At 39.8% G+C, this 19,564-nt stretch carries 16 protein-coding genes; 5 read left to right on the top strand and 11 right to left on the bottom strand.

The annotated features are described in order from the left end of the window. The first annotated feature begins 45 nt into the window (after positions 1 to 45). From RYH73_RS01910 to RYH73_RS01900, 3 genes are read left to right on the top strand one after another with little or no spacing between them, the layout of a single operon-like run. Complete coding sequence (locus RYH73_RS01910) at positions 46 to 3,534, top strand: SusC/RagA family TonB-linked outer membrane protein (RefSeq protein WP_335311564.1); 3,489 nt, start codon at positions 46 to 48, stop codon at positions 3,532 to 3,534. 10 nt (positions 3,535 to 3,544) lie between these two features. After that, complete coding sequence (locus RYH73_RS01905) at positions 3,545 to 5,083, top strand: SusD/RagB family nutrient-binding outer membrane lipoprotein (RefSeq protein ID WP_335311563.1); 1,539 nt, start codon at positions 3,545 to 3,547, stop codon at positions 5,081 to 5,083. Between the two features lie 13 nt (positions 5,084 to 5,096). Then, positions 5,097 to 6,929 (top strand): alkaline phosphatase, encoded by a 1,833-nt coding sequence (locus RYH73_RS01900; protein ID WP_335311562.1) that lies wholly within the window; start codon positions 5,097 to 5,099, stop codon positions 6,927 to 6,929. 53 nt (positions 6,930 to 6,982) lie between these two features. Here the strand turns inward: RYH73_RS01900 and RYH73_RS01895 are convergent, their stop codons facing one another. The 7 genes from RYH73_RS01895 to RYH73_RS01865 all read right to left on the bottom strand — a co-directional run bounded on the left by RYH73_RS01895 (position 6,983) and on the right by RYH73_RS01865 (position 13,612). Beyond that, on the bottom strand, positions 6,983 to 7,711 hold the full coding sequence (locus tag RYH73_RS01895; protein WP_335311561.1) for a LytR/AlgR family response regulator transcription factor: 729 nt from the start codon (positions 7,709 to 7,711) through the stop codon (positions 6,983 to 6,985). Further along, the gene (locus tag RYH73_RS01890; RefSeq protein WP_335311560.1) at positions 7,708 to 8,766 is read right to left on the bottom strand and encodes a sensor histidine kinase; all 1,059 of its coding nucleotides are present in this window, start codon (positions 8,764 to 8,766) and stop codon (positions 7,708 to 7,710) included. The genes RYH73_RS01895 and RYH73_RS01890 overlap by 4 nt, the downstream gene beginning before the upstream one ends. A gap of 183 nt (positions 8,767 to 8,949) precedes the next feature. Then, positions 8,950 to 10,119 carry a glycosyltransferase gene (locus tag RYH73_RS01885; protein ID WP_335311559.1) on the bottom strand — a complete coding sequence of 390 codons (1,170 nt, stop codon included), beginning with the start codon at positions 10,117 to 10,119 and terminating at the stop codon, positions 8,950 to 8,952. 9 nt (positions 10,120 to 10,128) lie between these two features. Next, positions 10,129 to 10,716, bottom strand: coding sequence for a sugar transferase (locus RYH73_RS01880; RefSeq protein WP_335311558.1), 588 nt, complete (start codon positions 10,714 to 10,716; stop codon positions 10,129 to 10,131). Positions 10,717 to 10,718: 2 nt separating this feature from the next. After that, a complete protein-coding gene (locus RYH73_RS01875) occupies positions 10,719 to 11,369 on the bottom strand; it encodes a PIG-L deacetylase family protein (RefSeq protein WP_335311557.1) in 651 nt (216 codons plus the stop codon). Then, positions 11,360 to 12,310 (bottom strand): NAD-dependent epimerase/dehydratase family protein, encoded by a 951-nt coding sequence (locus RYH73_RS01870; RefSeq protein ID WP_335311556.1) that lies wholly within the window; start codon positions 12,308 to 12,310, stop codon positions 11,360 to 11,362. The genes RYH73_RS01875 and RYH73_RS01870 overlap by 10 nt, the downstream gene beginning before the upstream one ends. A 21-nt stretch (positions 12,311 to 12,331) precedes the next feature. Continuing rightward, positions 12,332 to 13,612, bottom strand: a complete 1,281-nt coding sequence (locus RYH73_RS01865) for a protoporphyrinogen/coproporphyrinogen oxidase (protein ID WP_335311555.1) — start codon at positions 13,610 to 13,612, stop codon at positions 12,332 to 12,334. Positions 13,613 to 14,136: 524 nt separating this feature from the next. Here RYH73_RS01865 and RYH73_RS01860 point away from each other — a divergent pair. Together RYH73_RS01860 and RYH73_RS01855 are read left to right on the top strand one after the other, a co-directional pair. After that, on the top strand, positions 14,137 to 15,246 hold the full coding sequence (locus RYH73_RS01860; protein ID WP_335311554.1) for a sialidase family protein: 1,110 nt from the start codon (positions 14,137 to 14,139) through the stop codon (positions 15,244 to 15,246). 92 nt (positions 15,247 to 15,338) lie between these two features. Then, positions 15,339 to 15,827, top strand: a complete 489-nt coding sequence (locus RYH73_RS01855; RefSeq protein WP_335311553.1) for a very short patch repair endonuclease — start codon at positions 15,339 to 15,341, stop codon at positions 15,825 to 15,827. 12 nt (positions 15,828 to 15,839) lie between these two features. On the opposite strand, the gene RYH73_RS01850 is transcribed toward RYH73_RS01855, so the two are convergent. The 4 genes from RYH73_RS01850 to RYH73_RS01835 form a co-directional block, all read right to left on the bottom strand. Beyond that, positions 15,840 to 16,922, bottom strand: a complete 1,083-nt coding sequence (locus tag RYH73_RS01850; RefSeq protein ID WP_335311552.1) for an HpaII family restriction endonuclease — start codon at positions 16,920 to 16,922, stop codon at positions 15,840 to 15,842. Beyond that, positions 16,903 to 18,165 carry a DNA cytosine methyltransferase gene (locus RYH73_RS01845; protein ID WP_335311551.1) on the bottom strand — a complete coding sequence of 421 codons (1,263 nt, stop codon included), beginning with the start codon at positions 18,163 to 18,165 and terminating at the stop codon, positions 16,903 to 16,905. Before RYH73_RS01845 ends, RYH73_RS01850 begins: the two co-directional genes overlap by 20 nt. A 140-nt stretch (positions 18,166 to 18,305) precedes the next feature. Beyond that, a complete protein-coding gene (locus tag RYH73_RS01840; protein ID WP_335311550.1) occupies positions 18,306 to 18,962 on the bottom strand; it encodes a hypothetical protein in 657 nt (218 codons plus the stop codon). A gap of 10 nt (positions 18,963 to 18,972) precedes the next feature. Then, on the bottom strand, positions 18,973 to 19,539 hold the full coding sequence (locus tag RYH73_RS01835) for a DUF4256 domain-containing protein (RefSeq protein ID WP_335311549.1): 567 nt from the start codon (positions 19,537 to 19,539) through the stop codon (positions 18,973 to 18,975). Between the last annotated feature and the right edge of the window lie 25 nt (positions 19,540 to 19,564).

The following is a 19,564-nucleotide window of genomic DNA, read 5'->3' as shown; positions in this document are numbered from 1 at the left end:
AGAAGGTAATAGCAATCAATCTTTAAAACTCAACCATTCACTCAAATGAAATTAATACGCTGGCGCTTTAAACAGCAAATAATACACGTGTTCATATTGGCAATAAATATGTGCGTGGTATTCCCGACAGCCTTTGCGCATAAACCCGAACAAGGACTGGAAAAGCGAGTTCACCTTGCTTTTGATAAGGTAAATGCTTATACCTTACTGAAAGAAATAGAACAGAAGGCTTCGGTCGATTTTGCATTTACAGAAGATGTTCGATTAGATAAGTTGGTATTCAATCATGTATATTATCAGAATGCGAAACTCTCGGAAATATTAAATGATATCTTCAAACCTGAACAGATTATTTTTGAAGAAGAAGGGGGGACTATCTCCTTACGCCGTGCTTCGCAGGGAATAATCGTAAAGGGACAGGTACGTGATGCTAATACAGGTGCCTCCATTATAGGAGCAAACGTACTGGTAAAGGGAACGAATCAGAAGACGACGACCGATCTTAATGGCCACTATCAACTACAGTTGTCGGGTTCGCAACAACTAGTCGTTTTTAGCTATATTGGTTATCGACCCTATGAAGTAACAATTGAAGGACAGAGGCAGGTTGATGTAATGTTGCAAGAAGACAATAATCCCTTGAATGAGGTGGTTGTAACTGCATTGGGGATATCAAGGGAAGCGAAATCGATTGGTTTTTCTCAACAGAAAGTAGAAGGACAAACCATTCAAGAGTCGCACGAAACGAATTTGTTAAATACGTTAAACGGAAGAGTGGCGGGTGTGCGTATCACGAATTCAAGCGGCGGAATCGGAGCCTCAGCTAATATACAAATTCGTGGACAGAACTTCGTGAGCGGCTATAACTACAATAACTCGCCTTTATTTGTAGTAGATGGAGTTCCGATAAGTAATAATAACGAACAGTCAACAAGGGCTTATACCGGCCGACAGGACTTTAACAATCCTAATTTCACAGCTGGAGAAGGAGAGGTAGATTACGGAAATGCCGCAGGAGAACTTGATCCGAACGATATTGAAAGTATGACCGTACTAAAGGGACCCAATGCGGCGGCGCTTTATGGTTCACGCGCGGCCAATGGAGTTGTACTGATTACCACGAAGTCGGGGAAAGGAACGAAGGGAGTAGGCGTTAGTTTCAATTCGCAAGCCAGTGCAGAAACGCCCCTTAAACTCCCCGATTACCAATATGTATACGGGCAGGGACGGGACGGTGAATATAGCTATGTAGACGGGATGGGGGGAGGATTAAATGACAATGTGATGGAAAATTGGGGACCACGGCTTAACGGGCAATTAATACCTCAGTTCGATTCGCCGATTGATCCTAATACCGGTGCGCGGACTCCTACGCCGTTTATTGCTTATCCGAATCAATTGAAGGATTTTTTTCAAACGGGGCAAACCTTTACCAATAATTTAGCCATCGCTGGAAGTAATGAAAAGTTAAATTTCCGATTCTCTTATACAAATACCTCACAACGAGGAATTGTGCCCAATACAGATTTATCACGTAATGCGGTCGGTTTGAATACCGGTTATGCCATTACCCCTAAGTTAAAGGTGGATGTGAATATGAATTATGTTAACTCAGGAAGTGATAATCGCGCAAGTTACGGTGCCAAGAATGATGATGCGATCATGAAAATCTTCCTATATATGCCGCGAAATGTGAATGTAAATAGTTTGCGCGATTACTGGGCAGATGGATCCCTCGGTACCAAGCAACTTTCGCCTATTTGGGGATTGAATAGCAGCCGATTAAACAATCCTTATTTTGTAGCTTATGAAAATTTAAATGGCAATAACCGTGATCGCGTTTATGGTAATGTTAAATTCACCTATAATTTTTTACCGAATTTGAGCCTCATGTTGCGTACGGGACGCGACTTTTATAATGATAAGCGAACAATGCGTCATGCGGTGTCCTCTGCACAATATGTCAATGGTTATTATCAGGAAGATGATGTTTATTTTCTGGAAACAAACCACGATGCACTCCTTTCTTATCATACCAAAATCAATGACGATTTTAGTGTAAATGCATCCTTGGGAGGGAATTTAATGAGCCAGGAGTCGAAGCGACTTGGAGCCATTGTAGATCGCCTATCGATTCCTAATGTATATAACTTGACTAATAATGCTTCGCCGATTGTTGCGGGTAATATTCGTCAGCAAAAAAAAATAAATTCTATTTATGGAACGGCTCAGATCGGTTATAAGGAGGCACTTTTTTTAGACCTAACCGGCCGAAATGATTGGTCTAGCGCGCTACCAAAACAAAATAGATCTTATTTTTATCCGTCCGCATCCCTTAGTTTAGTAGCTACAGAGCTGTTCGGATGGCGTAGCGACGCTTTGGGCTACTTGAAGCTGCGCAGCAGTTTTTCCTCGGTGCGTCGAGATTTAGAGCCTTATCAGACAAGTGCAAATTTTCAGGTGACACAAGGGTGGAATGGTGAAACCGTTGCTGTACATAACAATAATTATCCCAACCCGGATATTAAACCGGAAAAAGTCAGCTCCTATGAATTTGGTTTTGATTCTCGGTTTTTCAATAATCGAGTTGGAATCGATTTTACCTATTATCGAAGCACAACAACTGACTTGATTATTCCGGTTACCCTCAATCCTTCGGCAGGGTATGATACCAAGCTCATGAACGTCGGTAAAATGAAAAATAGTGGAATTGAGTTGATGGTTGATGTAACACCGATAAGGACGAATCAATTTAGCTGGAATGTAAACGTAAACCTTGGATTAAATAGAAATCGGGTAATCTATTTGGCAGAAGATTTAGGTATATCGCGTATTCGTCAGCTGGAGCGCTGGGCATCCTTGGAAATGCGTACCGAGAATACAAAAGGAGATGGCTCTTTTGGCTCGTTGTATGGCGATTACCTAATTTATCAAAACGGTTCACTTACCCATCGTAATGGCTTGCCACAGGAAGAGAATGGTGATTGGGGTTATTTAGGGAATGTGAATCCGGATTATACCGGTGGTGTTACGAATCAATTCTCTTACCGTAACTTCGACTTAAGCTTTCTTTTCGGATTTCAGCAAGGAGGCGTAGTGCATTCACGAACTTATATAGAGGGAATTAGAAGTGGTGCCCTCAAAGAATCATTAGTGAATAGAGATGAAAATGGAGGAGGAACGATGATTGGTGAAGGAACCAACATTGACACTGGGGAACCAAATACAACAGAAGTAACGGTACGGAATTATTGGCGTGCTTATTACGACAACGACCGTATTGCCACCTTTGATGCTTCTTACATAAAATTGAGAGAAGTAAAGATTACGTATCGATTACCGGAAAAATTATTAAAGCGTAGCCCGATAAGACAAGCAAGCTTTTCGCTGGTTGGCCGTAATCTTATCCTATGGTCGGATGTACCAAATATTGATCCTGAAGTATCCGGTTATGACGGGCAATTCCAAGGATTAGAGGCCTTTTCGCTCCCATCACTACGTAGCTTCGGTGCTGCGTTAAACATTAACTTTTAGAGAAAGCACTATGAAGAAGTTGATCTATTTTTCCCTATCGATCCTTTCACTTACTTTCGGATCGTGTAAAGATTTTGAAGAAATTAATATTAATCCCAATAATCCAGCTATCGTACCTCCCGAGATGTTATTACCTCCTATCATCAGTGGGGCCGTTAGTACAATGACTGCCAGCGGAGGAAGTAGGGCAGGGCAATTCGTTCAACATATTGCTTATTTGGGTGGAACCAGTGAAGAAGATGGACGATATAACCTAACCGGCGCTTCTTTTCGCGAGGAATGGAACGGTGCGATGCGACTTATAAAAGATGTGAATCAATTAGGGTTACTTGCGCAGCAAAATCAAATGCCCCATTACGAGGCTGTTTCCCTGATTTGTAAAGTTTATATTTTATCAATAATGAGCGATGCTTATGGCGATATTCCTTATAATGAGGCTGGAAAAGGTGATGTTGCAGGGCTCGAATTTCCGCATTATCAGGCGCAACGAGAGGTATATGGGTTGATGCTGGCTGATTTGGAGCAGGCTAATCAATTGTTAAAAAATGCCGATCCCTCTTTAACGGTCAATCGCGATATTCTCTATAATGGTAATATCCATGCTTGGCGCAAATTCGCGAATTCGTTAAAAGTGAGAATATTAATGCGTCAATCTCAAAAGGGGGATGTTTCAGCTGCAATAAGCGCCATTTTTAATAACCCATCAGAATATCCGATATTTGAGAAAGTGGAAGATCAGGCTACACTGGTATATAATAATAATGCGAATCTTTACCAATGGTTTATCCTTAATCCGCCAAGCGATGGTAGCGGTGTAAACTTCGACGGAAACGACAGAGTTAGTGAAGCAATGGTAAACATGTTGCAAAATGTGGCGGACCCAAGGTTGAAAATTTATGTAGCTCCAACTAAAAATTCGTTCAATGCGCATCGTAATAACCCGGCGGCTTCTTATATTTATCGTGGTCAGCAGGTTGGATTGAGTTCATTGGAACAGAGTGCACTATATGAGCAAAGAGGCTTAAATAAAGACGATTTCTCTGTTTTAGGTAAACGAATCAGAAAGGAAAACAGAGCATTCCTTTTTTCTTATAGTGAACTTTTACTCCTTAAAGCAGAAGCGATTGTAAGAAATATGGGGGTTGAAGGAGATGCTGCGACCGTTTATTTAGCGGGGGTTGCCGCTTCGTTGGCTAAATGGCCACAAGTGGGCCAAGTATCCAATGAGGAAACGCCTTATATTAGTTCAACCGAGGCAACTATCTTCTTGGCGCGTACCGATATGGCACTTCAAGAAGAAACCGCTTTGAAGCAAATTGCTCAACAGCAATGGATCGATGCTTTTTTAAATGGTTACGAGGCCTGGGCTTCTTGGCGACGTACGGGTTATCCACAGTTAAAGCCCGGTCCCTCGGTTTTGGCCCCGATCCCGGTTCGGTATGTTTATTCGGACAATGAACAAAACAATCCAAACCTGATCAAATGGGTAAATGAAACGATGGGAGGTACCATGCCGACTCATAATACAAAAGTTTGGTTTCAACCGTAATTATAAGTATTAAATGAACAGTAAGAAATGGATATGTTTATGCAGCCTGATAAGTGTCGGGCTGTTTGCGCAAGCGCAATCATACTCGGTTAACAAAAATGCGCATTCACACAATGATTATTTACAGGCCCAACCTTTTTATACGGCCTACGCGAATCGGTTTGCATCGATCGAAATTGATGTGTTTCTGAAAAATGATTCACTTTATGTAGCACATGAAGAAGGACAGATAAAACCAGGGCATACGCTTCAAGCGTTATACATCAAACCTTTACTGCATGAGATCGCGTTACATCATGGTAAAGTCTATCCAGAAGGAGGGAAGCTACAGTTTTTGATCGATTTAAAAACACAAGGAGAACCTGCATTGAAAATATTAGAGCAGCAACTTGCTCCCATACGAACCTATTTCGATGTAAACAGGAATCCAGATGCCGTGCGTTTAGTGATCAGTGGTAATATGCCTGATCCCGGGCGCTTCCAAGATTTTGATTCGATATTTTATTTTGATGGGCGCGCTCAGACTCATTACAACGATGAGCAGCTTAAAAGAGTCGCTTTCTACAGTGCCCCTTTTCAGGCATTCAGCACTTGGAACGGACTAGGTAGGATAACTGAACCCGAACGGGGAAGGGTCAAGCATTTCGTTGATTCGGTACATGCTCTTGGTAAACCCGTACGATTTTGGGGTTGTCCGGACACCAAAACGACTTGGCAAGCCTTTATAAAGCTAGGAGTCGATTATTTAAATACCGATTCACCTAATGCTTTAGCTGTTTTTTTAAATAAGTATAGCGTGAACAGCTACCGACGAAAGAGCAAGCACGCAGTATACCTGCCCAGTTATAAGCATGATGGTAGGCAAGAGAAAGTAAAGAGAGTGATCTTGCTCATTAGCGATGGAGCGGGTTTCAATCAGCAATGGGCAGCAGCGACGATTAATGGAGGGCAATTGCATATGACACAATTTAGGCATATCGGTTTTCAGAATACCGCCCCTGCGGATGATTATAATACGGATTCTGCAGCGGGAGCCACTGCTTTTGCTACAGGGGAAAAGACACGCAATCGCTACATAGGGAATGATAGTATCGGTAAGGCTTTACCTAATTTACCGGAAAAGTTGAATAATTTGCAAATACCAAGCGCTATTTTAACAAATGACAAACTTACGGGAGCTACCCCTGCCTCTTTCTTTGCTCATCAAAGCGAACGTGATCATTCGACGGCTATTGCTTACGATATTTTGAAAAGCCCGGTAAAACTCTTTATCGGTGGAAGCCACCCGAGCTTAGTTGCAGATAGTGCCGACTTGAAACGACAATTGATTACAAAAGGTACTATTATTCAAAATGGTTTACAAGGCATTGAAAGTGTACCAAGCAATCAACAGCTTATCTGTTTGGCACAGGATGATCCCGCAAGTAATTATCATATGTTGGAGGAGGCCTTCGACCAAGCACTTGGTCGGATGGAGAAGCAGAGTGATCAGTTTTTCATGATGGTAGAGGGCGCCAAAATAGATGGTGGAGGTCACAACAATAAAATCGCGCAATGCATCGATGAGTATTTGAGCTTTGATCGGATATTAGGGAAAGCTTTACAGTACGCCGATAAGTACGAGGGCACCTTAGTGGTCGTAACTTCCGATCACGAAACCGGTGGATTGGTATTGGTAGACGGCGATTATGAGCAGGGTTTTGTGTTAGGTGAGTTTATTACCAACGATCATACGGGAGCTCCAATTCCTGTTTATAGTTATGGGCCGGGAGCTTCGAATTTTACAGGCTTTATGCAAAACAGCGATATCGGAAAGCGTATTTTTGACTTACTTTCCGCAAAATAATGGTTTTACCCCACTCTCTTTGTAGGGTGGGGCATTGAACTAAAACAAAGGGATCAACTGCGTCGTTTGGAAATCAAGAGACTTTGATTGATTGTTCCTGTTAATGCCTTTCTATAACTTGTGCCGGCTGTAATTGTCGCATCATTATGGAGCAGAATTTTACTGCCTTCGACCGATTTGATATTTTTCGGATTAACTATAATGGATTTATGGACCCTCACAAAATCATGAGCGGCTAAGTGGGCTTCTGCTTCGGTTAATGTCAGGTAGGTGGTATGTTTTTCTGTGCTTGTGTGGATAGTGATGAAATTGGCTGTTGATTCAATATATAGAATTTCATCAATTAACACGCGTGTCAGCTTTCCCTTCGTATCATTTCTAATAAAAAAATAATTTTCCTTTTTATGGGAAACTTGATTGCTTTGGTGTAGCTTTTGATAACGCGATATTGCTTTTAAAAAGCGTTCATAACCAAAAGGTTTAGCAATATAATCAATTGCGTCGCGATCAAAAGCTTCCATCCCATATTGTGTATGGGCTGTTGTGAAGACTATATGGGTATATTGACCAATTAAATTGGCCAGTTCCAAACCAGATATTTCAGGCATGTTAATATCCAAAAAGGTAATGTCAGGATTGATTTCATTTTGTTGAAACTTTTGCAGGGCATTTAGTGGGTTAAGGGAAGATCCTTCAAGTTGCAGTGCAGGGGTTTTGTTTATAAATTTACTTAACAAGCTTAATGAAGCTTCTTCATCGTCAATTATATAGCAACGTATCATATGTGATTTTTAATGGTGAGATCGACTAAATAGTCATGAGCTCCGTTTTTAATAGATAGGCTAAATTGTTCGTTGTAAAAATTCTGTAGCCTATCCCTGGCATTTGAAATTCCGACAGAAGTTCCCCTAAGAGGCATATGGGCTCGTTTTTTATTCCAGGTTTTAAATACAAACTCGTTGTGCTTAGCAATCACATAGACAACCCCTGGTGCCTGCTGGTCTGTTAAATCGCCATGTTTGTACATGTTCTCTACAAAAGTAATGAATAAGAGCGGGAGTGTTCTTAACTCCTCTATACGATGGTTCCCAAGATCGATTTGTAAATCGATGTTAAGCTTACCATTAGTTCTTATATTGTTTATCCTGATGAGCTTTTGTATATGTTCCAGTTCCATTTGCAAGGGAACCTCGTAATCGTCATCTGTTCGTTGTAATGCATAACGCATCATATCGGATAAAAGTAAAATTGTTTCACCTGCTTTTTCTGATACACCTTCTACCGCATCGTAGATAAAATTCATCGTGTTAAAGATAAAATGGGGCTCGATTTGCGTACGCAATTTAGCGTTTTGTGATTTCATTAATTTTATTCTTAAATCTCCTTGCTTTTGTTCGTTCTCAATGCGCTCCTGTTCTAGCTTGGCTATCTGTTGATGTTTCCGCAGTGCATTGATAAAAATCCAATATACTGTGCTAAGCATGATAAAGAAAAGGGCACGATAGCTATGTTTAATCAATAATATATTGAAATTATAGCGTCCCTCGTTTTCGGTATCGACCCCTAAGTATAGAAAAAGTGTCTGGATTGCATAGTAACCTACAATTTCAAGCGGTATAAATAAAAATAACCAATATCGGTTCTCCCGAGTCAACACCCAGTGAGCGTGGAAATAAAATAAACCAATAGCAAGACTATATGAGCAAATGGCTCGATCCAGGGTTAACCCCACATTCAATGCGATTATAAAACTTACTTCATATGTAATGAGAATAAGCCAGCCCAGGATATGCCAAAGCACTGCTTTTTTTTTCCATAAATCTGTTGCAGTGATCATTTTCTTTATCTAAGGTATGTATTGACTTGTTGAAAATTATATAAGCCACTTATTTGCCAATTTAAATAAAAAAATAAAAAGGTAATTAGCTTTTTACTCATTTTGCGGTGAGTCCGATCTTTGTTGAGGGGATTATGCTTTCGTTAAATAATGGGAAATGGTGGATGGCAAAGCGCACCAAGTCTAGCCGATGGCATCTTTACTTATTAACCACTGATCCCAGTGCTTCTGGACCGTTTCTATATATTGTTGTTTAAAGTTGGCAACGTCAAAGCGAAGCGCATTTTTTCTACAGTTGAGTGGAGAAATACAACCCGTGCTGTTTTCGAAAAGAAGGACAGCCTGTTGAATACTTTCAGCGCTTAGTTCATGGAAAAGGACACCAGTTGGCTCAGGTGAAACGGCTATGTCCTGTATAATTTCCGTCGACCCGCCCTTTCCGTACGCAATAACGGGCGTGCCGCAGGCTTGGGCTTCTGCCATTAACATGCCAAAGTCCTCCGTAGCCGCAAAAATGAATGCACGGGCGTTTTGTAACAAGGTCACCAATTCATTATCTGATACGATATCTAAAAAGATAATATGACTCGCAGCCATTTTTTTTAACTTTTTTTGCTGCGGACCAGCACCAAATAAGAGCAGCTTTTTATCAGGCATTTTGTTAAACGATTCAATAATAAGATCCAATCGTTTAAAAGGGGTCATGAATGATCCTGCTAAGTAATAGGATTGTTTATGAACGCTAAGTTTAAAACGACCCGTTTCTATACCAGGATAAATAAGTTCTGAGTCTCTTCTATAACATTTTACAATACGCCTGCGAACGAAATTTGAGTTGGCAATCAAATGATCAACACCATGGATCGTATGTGCATCCCATATCCTAAGTTGATGAAATATAAAAGACGCAAGGCAACGTTTTAGTCCCTTTTCGAAGGAAAAATTTTGATAGTAATCGAATTGCAAATCATAGACGAATCGCATGGGCGAATGTATATAAGCAATATGCAGTTGATTTGGATGAATAATTACGCCTTTAGCAAATGCGTGACTGCAGGATAGAACTAAATCATATTCAGTTAAGTCAAGCTGTTCGATGGCCATGGGCATGAAGGGGGCATAATACCAATACCATTTTTTCGAGCGAGGTAGCTTCTGAATAAACGTTGTTTTGATGTTCGATGGGAACTTGGTACGAATATCCGGGGGTAACCCTTCAACCAAACAAAAAAGATCGGCTTGCGGATAACAGGCAATGATCTGCAATAATACACGATCAGCACCTCCCAGCATTACTAACCAATCGTGCACAATTGCTATTTTCGGGTTTTTCTTTAATCCCATGCTTTCCATCTTCAAGAACTAGTTTTTCTTCCACCCCATGATTACCGTTCTCCATAGAATATAGAAATCGATAGGCAAACCCTGACATCTAATGTATAGTAAATCATAACGTTGCATTTGTTGTATGTTAACCTCGTCGCGAAATCCAATCTGCCACAATCCTGTTAAGCCAGGTAGCGCCGTGTTGCGTATTGCTCTTACTCGCGGGGCAAGTTGTTCCGCTAAGAAGAGCTCCAATGGACGAGGACCTATAAAAGCCATCTCTCCTCTACAGATATTCCAAAGTTGAGGCAGCTCGTCTAGGTTTGACTTCCGTGCAAAGCGTCCGATTGGACCAGCGATACGTGGATCATTTTTAAGATGACCGAAATCCATCCACTCGGCAACCCTATCCTTGTCCTTTAATAATAGGTTGTCCAAAAGCTCCTTCGAATTTTTAACCATTGTGCGTAGTTTCCATATGCGAAAAGCTTTCCCATTTTTGCCTTCGCGTATTTGGCTATAAAAAAGCGGACCGGGGTAACCTATCTTAATAGCAAATCCAATAACTAAGAGAATAGGAATGGTAATAATGAGCATCAAAAATGCGATGAATCTAGATAACATAATCAGTAAATAAAATGACGCATCAGCATGAAACTTTCCGCGTAGGACGTACCTATTTGATTTCCACGATAACTTAGCTGATGCTTTAAATTTTCGGCAAAACGACCCGCGATCTGTTCCGTGTCATAATATCGCATAGCATCTATTTTTTTTTGTACATCGATTTCATCTAAAACAACGAAACAATTAGGCGAAAATGTCTGGAAATAAGGTTGGTCGGTTGCCGTTGCAATTTCGAAACATAGTACCGTTTTGTGTCTTCGAAATGGACGAGTGCATAATTCAACGGCCCGAGAGAGGGCTTGATGCGCTTGATGCATATCTCCATGCCAATGTGTTAAGATAATATCTGCCCATTGAATATGAGGATCAATTTCTTGTACAATTTGGGGTATGAACTGTTCCGCAAATAAGTCATCGGTCGCATGCGGTGTTACTATTGCTTCAGCACCCAGCAGTTTGCAAGAATCATGGAATTGCTTAACTAATTCATCCCAATGTTTGATGCCTCGCGGGTCAATGCGCCTTGTCGGCAAAATCACTCGAGAAGTGGCCCCAATGGTCGAAGCTTTATTTATGAATCCGCCGCAACCAATAGCCTCATCATCAGGATGCGCGATGATAATCGCTATTTTTTTGTTGGCTAAGTCCATAAAACATCGAAGGTTTGTTTTATTCCAAAGTAGTTCAAAGCCGTATCGATTTCATGTTCTCGTATATTTTCATAATAGGCGAGTGTCGCTGCTAATGCCTCTTGATAAGGTGTAAACTGAATAGAGCCTATCGTATTTTCAAGTGCAGAAATATTAGCAACGAGGTGTGTGTTGGGGGATTCTCCGTTTCGCATGGGTACAAAGGATAAACCGGCTGCATTATTGAAATAGTCATTAACAGATTGTGCGACTTCTATCACGGTCATAGCTCTTCCAGTTCCGCAATCTAACGTATTCGGATTAAACTTATGGCGCATAATATCTACGGTAATTTTTGCAGCATCTTTAGAGTAAAGCATATCTACTGTTTGTAATCCATCCCCATATACTTGTATAGGAAGTCCTCTAATCGCCTGTGCTGCAAAAACAGGTATAATTTTACGTATCGGGTATAGTTTTTGGCTGGGACCAAATAAATTGAAATAACATAGCGTGCTAATTTGTATAGGATTATAGCGTGAATAAAGATGAGCGATTTTTTCAGCGGTATGTTTTGTAATGGTATATACGTTGAGCCAGGCATTCGGCTTACAAGCTAAGAGTACACGTGGCACGCGACGTGTAAGTGCAGCATCGAAAACATCAATCGCACCAATGATATTAACAGCAATTGCGTTTCTAAGTGATGCATTGAGCTCTGATGTCCCTAGTTTACCTGCGAGCAGGTAAACCTCATCTACTCCCTCAAAAACTTCCAATAATTTACTTCTGTCTTGTATATCCCCTGTTACATAAGTAATTGTTCCCTCATGTTCATCATCATTAAACTTCACTTTTTTTGAAGTCAAATCAAAGGCGATTACATCATCTCCTCGGTTCAATAATTCAATGACACAGGCTTGTCCTAAAAAGCCAGATGCTCCTAAAACTACACTTTTCATAATCGTTAAGTTTTTAGACGGTTAAAATTTTTTGCTGACTTCATATGCCTCATGAATGGCATTATCCATCCCATAGTTGAAAAACGGACTGTTACTCCTGCCTATCGATAAAAAGAGTTTATCATCGAAATCCTGTTTTTCTTGATTTAGCGTTTTAGTAATACCCAGTTCAGGGATTCTGTAAGCGTTAGGAATGCGTTTTATAAAAAAATCTTCGTAGCTAATATTCAATTTCATCTGTTCAATGTCTTTATGGGCCATGTTGACTATATATTCGTCGGCACATGTTATTAATGTATTACGATCGATCCAATATTCGAGTAAGACGATATTTGATACATTTTTTTTTCCTGGGAAATGCGAGAAGTCTACAAGCCTAACAGCTTGCGCTTTTGTATTATGAATGTAAAGGCAATGACCGTTTAAGAGGTGCGACTGATTAACTTTGAGATAAACCAATAGTAGATCTCTATATAGATAGTTGTGTTTGTGGGGTAGACTGAAAAACTTTCTATTTTGGTGGTTGGGTAATGTTGAAATCACGTAGTCATAATTAAGGTAACTACCATCTTCGAAGATAATATCGATCGAGTAATCTCTCTTTTTAAATAATTTAATATGGCTTTCGAAACGGAATTTTACATCGTTGTTTAAACAATTATTGTAAACTCGTTTCCATAAATCCTGTATTCCGTCTTGAAAATAAACAACGCGTTTCCTTTTCGTCTTAATATGAGCGCGAAGATTCTTGCTGCGAAAAGGGAGCATCGTTTGGTAAAAACATAGATCCAGGTCTTCGCAGGGTTTACCCCAGAGTTTGATCGTGTAGTTATGGAAAAAAAGTTTATATAGGTATATCCCAAAATGCCCAATAAGTGCCTCTTTGGCATTTTGTGCCAATTTGATGTTAAATTTTGCTTTGAAATAAAACAAACCTGCTTTTAGCAAAGCTTGAAGGTTCAGATTTTTGAAAATATCGATGAATTTGGGCGGATAACTGAACAGTTGAAAAGATTCCGTTTGGATATAGGTATTTCTTTTATATAAAATAGGTTCTCCATTTAGAAACAGCTCATCAATCATACGTTTTGATGCTTCACATTCATCATAAGCTAAGAAATGAGCTCCGAGTTCCACCTGTTCTCCCCAAAGATTAAGTGATTGTGCCAATCCCCCTATCGTTTTTGACGATTCAATTAACTCGACTTGCAATGACTTATTCCGTAAAAAATAGGCAGTGGATAAGCCTGAAGGGCCAGCGCCAATCACAGCAATTTTTTTTATGTTACGTTCTTTGATCATTAAATAGGATTTAGCGTCTAACTAGTTAATGTAAAGATATAAGTTACGTGATAATATGATTAAAAGATGGATGCACAAAAAGAGCTCATATTTAGGTTGTTATGTGTTATTGTTGAGGAAATTATGTGAAATTTAAATGAATTAGCTGATAGCGATCCCCAAATTAACCAGTGAATATCGGTAGGGCAAGTGAAAGAATTTCAATGAGTTAATAGATTAAATAAATGTCCTTTATTAATTTGTATAATTGTGAAATCGAAATCAGATCTATCTCCGTATTCGTTATACATCGTCGATTACTCCGTTCGATTTATTCGTTCGAAGTCGAAAGACGGAGGACGTATAAACAATAAATAAAGAAACGGGAAGCACTGGAGAGCGAACGGAGGTTTCTCGTTGAGCAATTGACGATCAAAGAGATGATAGGTTGAATAAATATGAAAATCATTAATATTGTACAAAAGCGATTCGCTTTTGTAATGATAGTGTGTTAAGTTTATCAACTATTTCAAATTAATATTTTTATGAAATTCCTTCGTCTTTGCCTTCTTTGCTTTGTGTCCGTCACAACTTATGGTCAATCTGCAGATACCCCATCTTTGTCATCGCCAGGACAAGGGGCTTATCTTAAAGGGGGGTTAATTTATCCGTTAGATCACAAACCCACTCCTCAATGTCATGCCTCAACGATCGTTGAAACATCATCTGGTTTGCTAAGTGCCTTTTTTTCAGGTACTGAAGAAGGTAATAATGATGTAGGTATTCGAGTTGCTCATCTGATCGATGGACAGTGGAGTTGGCCGGTGGAAGTCGTGAATGGCTATATCAACGATTCCTTACGCTATCCTTGTTGGAATCCAGTGCTATTTCAGCCAAAAGAAGGACCTTTAATGTTATTCTATAAAATTGGTCCAAGCCCGCAAAAATGGTGGGGTATGGTTATGACATCCACCGATAACGGCCGTTCATGGTCCATACCTAGAAAATTGGGAGAAGACCAGAAGGTGGGGCATTTACTAGGCCCGATTAAGAATAAACCCGTTCAACTAAGCGATGGAACCATCATTAATCCAACGAGCATAGAAAGCCCCGGTACAAGCAATGGAATTAAATGGCAAGTATATTTTGAAATCAGTAAGGATTTGGGGGAAACTTGGCAAGTGATCGGCCCTATCAATGACGGTGAGGACTTTGATGCCATTCAACCGAGTATTTTAACCTATCCAGACGGAAAACTACAAGTTGTATGCCGAACAGCCCAAGATGTACTTGTACAAAGTTGGTCGAACGATCAAGGAAAGACTTGGAGCAAGTTGACGGCGATGCAACTGCCTAATCCCAATTCAGGTACGGATGCGGTCACATTAAAAGATGGTAGACAGTTACTTGTTTATAACCACACAACAAAGAAAGGAGAAGAACCAAAAGGAAGAAATATGCTTAATGTGGCGATCTCCAATAACGGGAAAGATTGGAAGCCGGTTCTTACCTTAGAGAAGCGTCCTATAGATGATGGATACGCTTATCCTGCAGTCATTCAGTCTTCGGATGGTTTAGTTCATATTACCTATACTTATAATCGTAGATCCATTAAATATGCGCTTATCGATCCAGGCAAAATAGAAGGAAAATGAAGGCATATCTGTTAAAGGAAGAAACCCGTACGGATTAGCTTCAATCAAATCCATTTAAAACAAGCATCCACAAAGAACGTTATATTTGTGTTATGGTAGTTGATCCAGCGGGCGAAAAAGCTATTAAGGTACCTCGATTCGAAGAGGCTGCGGGTTTTTATACGACGCAGCAGCGCAGCTACAACATGTCGAGAGTAAAAGGTAAAAACTCTAAACCGGAATTGATTCTGCGTCGTGCACTTTGGTCAAAAAATCTTCGTTTCCGATTGCACGATAAAACATTGCCCGGAAAACCGGATATTGTTATAAAAAAATACCGACTGGCAATTTTTGTTGACGGTGAATTTTGGCATGGCTATAACTGGGAAAAGAATAAACATCAAATAAAAAGCAACCAAGCGTTTTGGATACCTAAAATCGAACGTAATATGCAAAAAGATCGTATTGATCACCACCGACTTAGCGAAATGGGCTATACGGTTTTCCGCTTTTGGTCAGACGAAGTTAAAAGAAATCTTCCACGTGTTGTTAATCAGATTCTGCTTTATGTGGAAACTGCCAGGGAAGTAAAAATACCTTGAGCTATTACTCCCTCATTTAAACCGGATCTGTAAATTCAATTTGAAACGATAATCCCCTTCTTCCCGATATAGCTTTCCGAAGTTATGTCGGGTACTACTTGCCGTTTCGAGTTTGGTGTTATGATAGAGGTAATCTTCGAATTCGTTTTTGTTGTAAATAGGATAACAAAGCATCTCTCCATCTCCTTTTATCACTAGATAACCTCCTGTGGCATCGTATCTTCCACTCCATACGGTTGCTGGCATCATTCCCAACGCGATGTCTGTCAAAAAACGCTTTATTTTATATGCATAAAACGCATGCGCATAATGCATATTGAATCCTAGCGGATTGGAAAGGCTTGCTATCTCAGTAAGCGATTGAACTGAACTTCCCATTCCGCACGTGAAATTTAATAGAAAATTTGCCAATATGTTTGGAAGAAAACTTTCGAGCATTTTAAGGTTTCCTTCAAAAATCTCGCTTTCCATTCCGATATATTCAAACTGACCGCCCTTGTTTTGTATCTCGGTTATTCGGTCTTTGATTTTGCGTTTAGTTTTAATGGCATTAATCGCTGTTATCTCTTCGTCGGTAAATGCAATACCATTAACACGGTATATAAAGTTTGTAGTACGGCTTGCATTCAATAGAGTAGAATCGCCTCCCAGCTGGGATTTAATACTAAACCCCAAATCCGATTCTCTAGATACCTTGGTGTCGTATATAACTATACGGATGTCCGTCTTTGAAGACGATTTTGCTTTTATCGATTGGCATCCAATGAGCGCCAGGAAATTGTCAAGTTCGGGGTAATAGAATGCACCTTTTTCTGATTTGATTTTTTTTAATAAGAGCTGCGCTTGTTTATCAAACGCTGCAGTACTAATGACCAAGGGTTGCTTTTCGGAACCATCTGAAATAAGAACAGTACCATCATTCAACGCGTAGATAAAATTACGTCCTCGTTCTGATCGATGTATCCTTATAACGGGATAACCGGTATCTGCTAGTTGATTCAGCTCTCTATCGCCCGCATATAAACGTCCTTCCCCTAGGAGTTTGAATAAAGCGTACAGTTCGCTCCATTCTCCCTTATTCCCGGATAGCTGCATGCGGCCCTTCCGTTAAGGTATTCAATTTTTCGAGCAATTTTGCGGCGGTCGCCTGTATGGCGGGCACTGCGACCGAATTACCGAATTGTTTATAAGCTTGCACATCAGATACGCAAATCTTAAAGGCATCCGGAAAACCTTGGAGACGTGCCCATTCGCGTGGTGTCATTTTACGGATTCCTTCACGATTTACTTCGCCTTTTATTTTTGTAACCGGCGTAAAATCTGTCAATCGGTCATCAATTATCAAATTTCGTTCCCTGCCCATACCGCCACATACAACCGCATTAGCGATCCCATCCCTTGGAATGATTTCATAACCAAAGCCATTTCCTTTACTTTCATGGCGTGCTTTATGTTCCTTTAACGTTTTTAGATATTGGGTCGATAGGTAATACTTTACCGATACTTCTTTTTCTTCAAGAATATCCTCCACGGCCACCTGCTCATCAAGGGATTCCGGATATTCAAAATCATCGATGCCGAGATCTTTGCGGTAACCGACAATAAAGATGCGTTCTCTATTCTGCGGTACACCAAAATCTTTTGCATTAACTATCTGTGGTTCCGGAACATAATAATTAAGATCATTTCGTAACACATTTAATATGGTAGCTAAGGTTTTTCCCTTATCGTGATTTCGCAGTCCCTTTACATTTTCAAGAAAAAAGGCCTTTGGTTGATGGACTTTTATAATTTCTGCGACATCAAAAAACAAGGTACCTCGTGTGTCTTCAAAACCACCCCTTCTTCCAGCGATTGAAAAAGCCTGACAAGGGAAACCAGCACATAATATATCGAAACCGGTTGGAATAAAATCTTTTGTTGATTTTTTGGTGATATCGCCGAAAGGGACTTTCCCAAAATTGCATTCGTAGGTCCTTTTTGCCTGCTCATCCCATTCACTTGTGAATAGACATTTGCCACCCAGGTTTTGAAAGGCCAATCTAAAACCACCAATTCCGGCAAAAAGGTCAATAAAAGTAAAAGTCGGATTTGTAGGAGAAGGAAAGGGGATATCCCATTTAAGGGCCATTAGTTTCTGAAACGATAAATGCTCAATCTCAGGAATGTTCTGCTGCATTACCTCATAAAATGTATGCGCCCTCTTTTCATATTTATAAATCCCCTCCTGACCGAGGTGATTTTGCAAATAATGGGTTAATACGGCCACATCTTCTGCAGAGCCATTCATTTTTTCTATACCTAGGTGTTTTCTAAAATCCGAATACTTTAATTTCATATAACGAAGCAAACAATATAGATAAGGGATTTATCTTAAAGCGCAAATATGCTAAATTATTTAGTAAATAAAAAATAACTGAATAAAAATAGAAATATTATTTGGTTCGAGGATATGTTTTATTTCCGGCAAACTGTAAATTATATTTTTGCATCAGCATTGTGCGCGATCCGTTCTTCAATTTGACGTAAAGGCTCACTCCCATATAGAAAAAAATCACCTACGACTGCGCAATTATTCATATCGATCGGAAGTTCTTCATAGAACACGTTGCCAAAGCTTTTATGTCCGAAAGTTTTTTTGAATCGAGCATTGACAGCGTTCTCCGTATGTGTATATAATGCAAAAGCGGTATATACATTTCTGTATTTAATCATTAAATCGATACCTTCACTTAAATCGAGGGCGGTATTGTATATCACTTTTGCATGGGCTAAGCGCTCATAAACATAATAGGTGAAATGCAAATCCCTAACTAATGAGGGGTATGTGCGCATTAATCGGGCTTCTATACCCATAGCGATCTCATTAGATAGACAGATTTGGTTCATTTGCGAGCGATTATAAGCTTTATATTTAGCTATATATTCTTGTTGATTTGGAATTTTCCCATCCCTGTAGATTTCCAGATAAAAGGGTCTGATAAAAGGAGGTAAATTCAATTTCCACTCTACCGCTTCATGCCTGACTGGTGAAAAAATCAATTTAAAATTTTTGATTGTTTGCTCGATATCCGTTGAAGTAAGCGATACATAATCTGTAATACTCTTATAATCGGTTTCGCTGAAAAGCTTCATTACTGCTTATTTAGATTCTTAAGGAACCGCGGAAACCTCTGGAGGCGTAATACGAATCGGCTCCATTATGATAAAAAAAGACATGGTTATAGCGGCGATCGCCAAAGAGAGCTCCTCCTAGTTTTCTAATATTTGGAGGAGTTATGATCCAACTTGATGTTTTCATATCGAAATTCCCCAACTCTTGTAAGAAACGATATTGCTCTTCTGTTAGCATTTCAATACCCATTTCAGTAGCCATATCCATTGCACTGTTTTTTGGTTTATGTTCTTTTCTGGAATCCAGCGCGGTGCGGTCATAACAAATACTTCGACGGCCTTTAGGGCTTTCTATAGAGCAATCATAAAAAATATATTCACCTGTCTTTTTATCGATATCCACGACATCGGGTTCACCGCCTGTTAGTTCCATTTCATTAAGAGACCAGAGTTTCTCAGCATTAGCGTCCAATCGTGTTTTTATTTTATCCCATCCAAGGTCTTGGTGACGCTGCCTATTTTTTTCGAAGCGATCTTTCAATGTTTTGAATAATTCTTCAGCTTGTTCAGGCGCCAACTTTTTCTTATTAGTTGCCATATAATGCTATATTTATGTTATTTCT

The sequence above is a fragment of the Olivibacter sp. CPCC 100613 genome (assembly GCF_036959255.1).
GTDB lineage: Bacteria > Bacteroidota > Bacteroidia > Sphingobacteriales > Sphingobacteriaceae > Olivibacter.
Note: the sequence above shows the minus strand (reverse complement) of the source record. Positions and strands in the feature narration are given on the sequence as shown.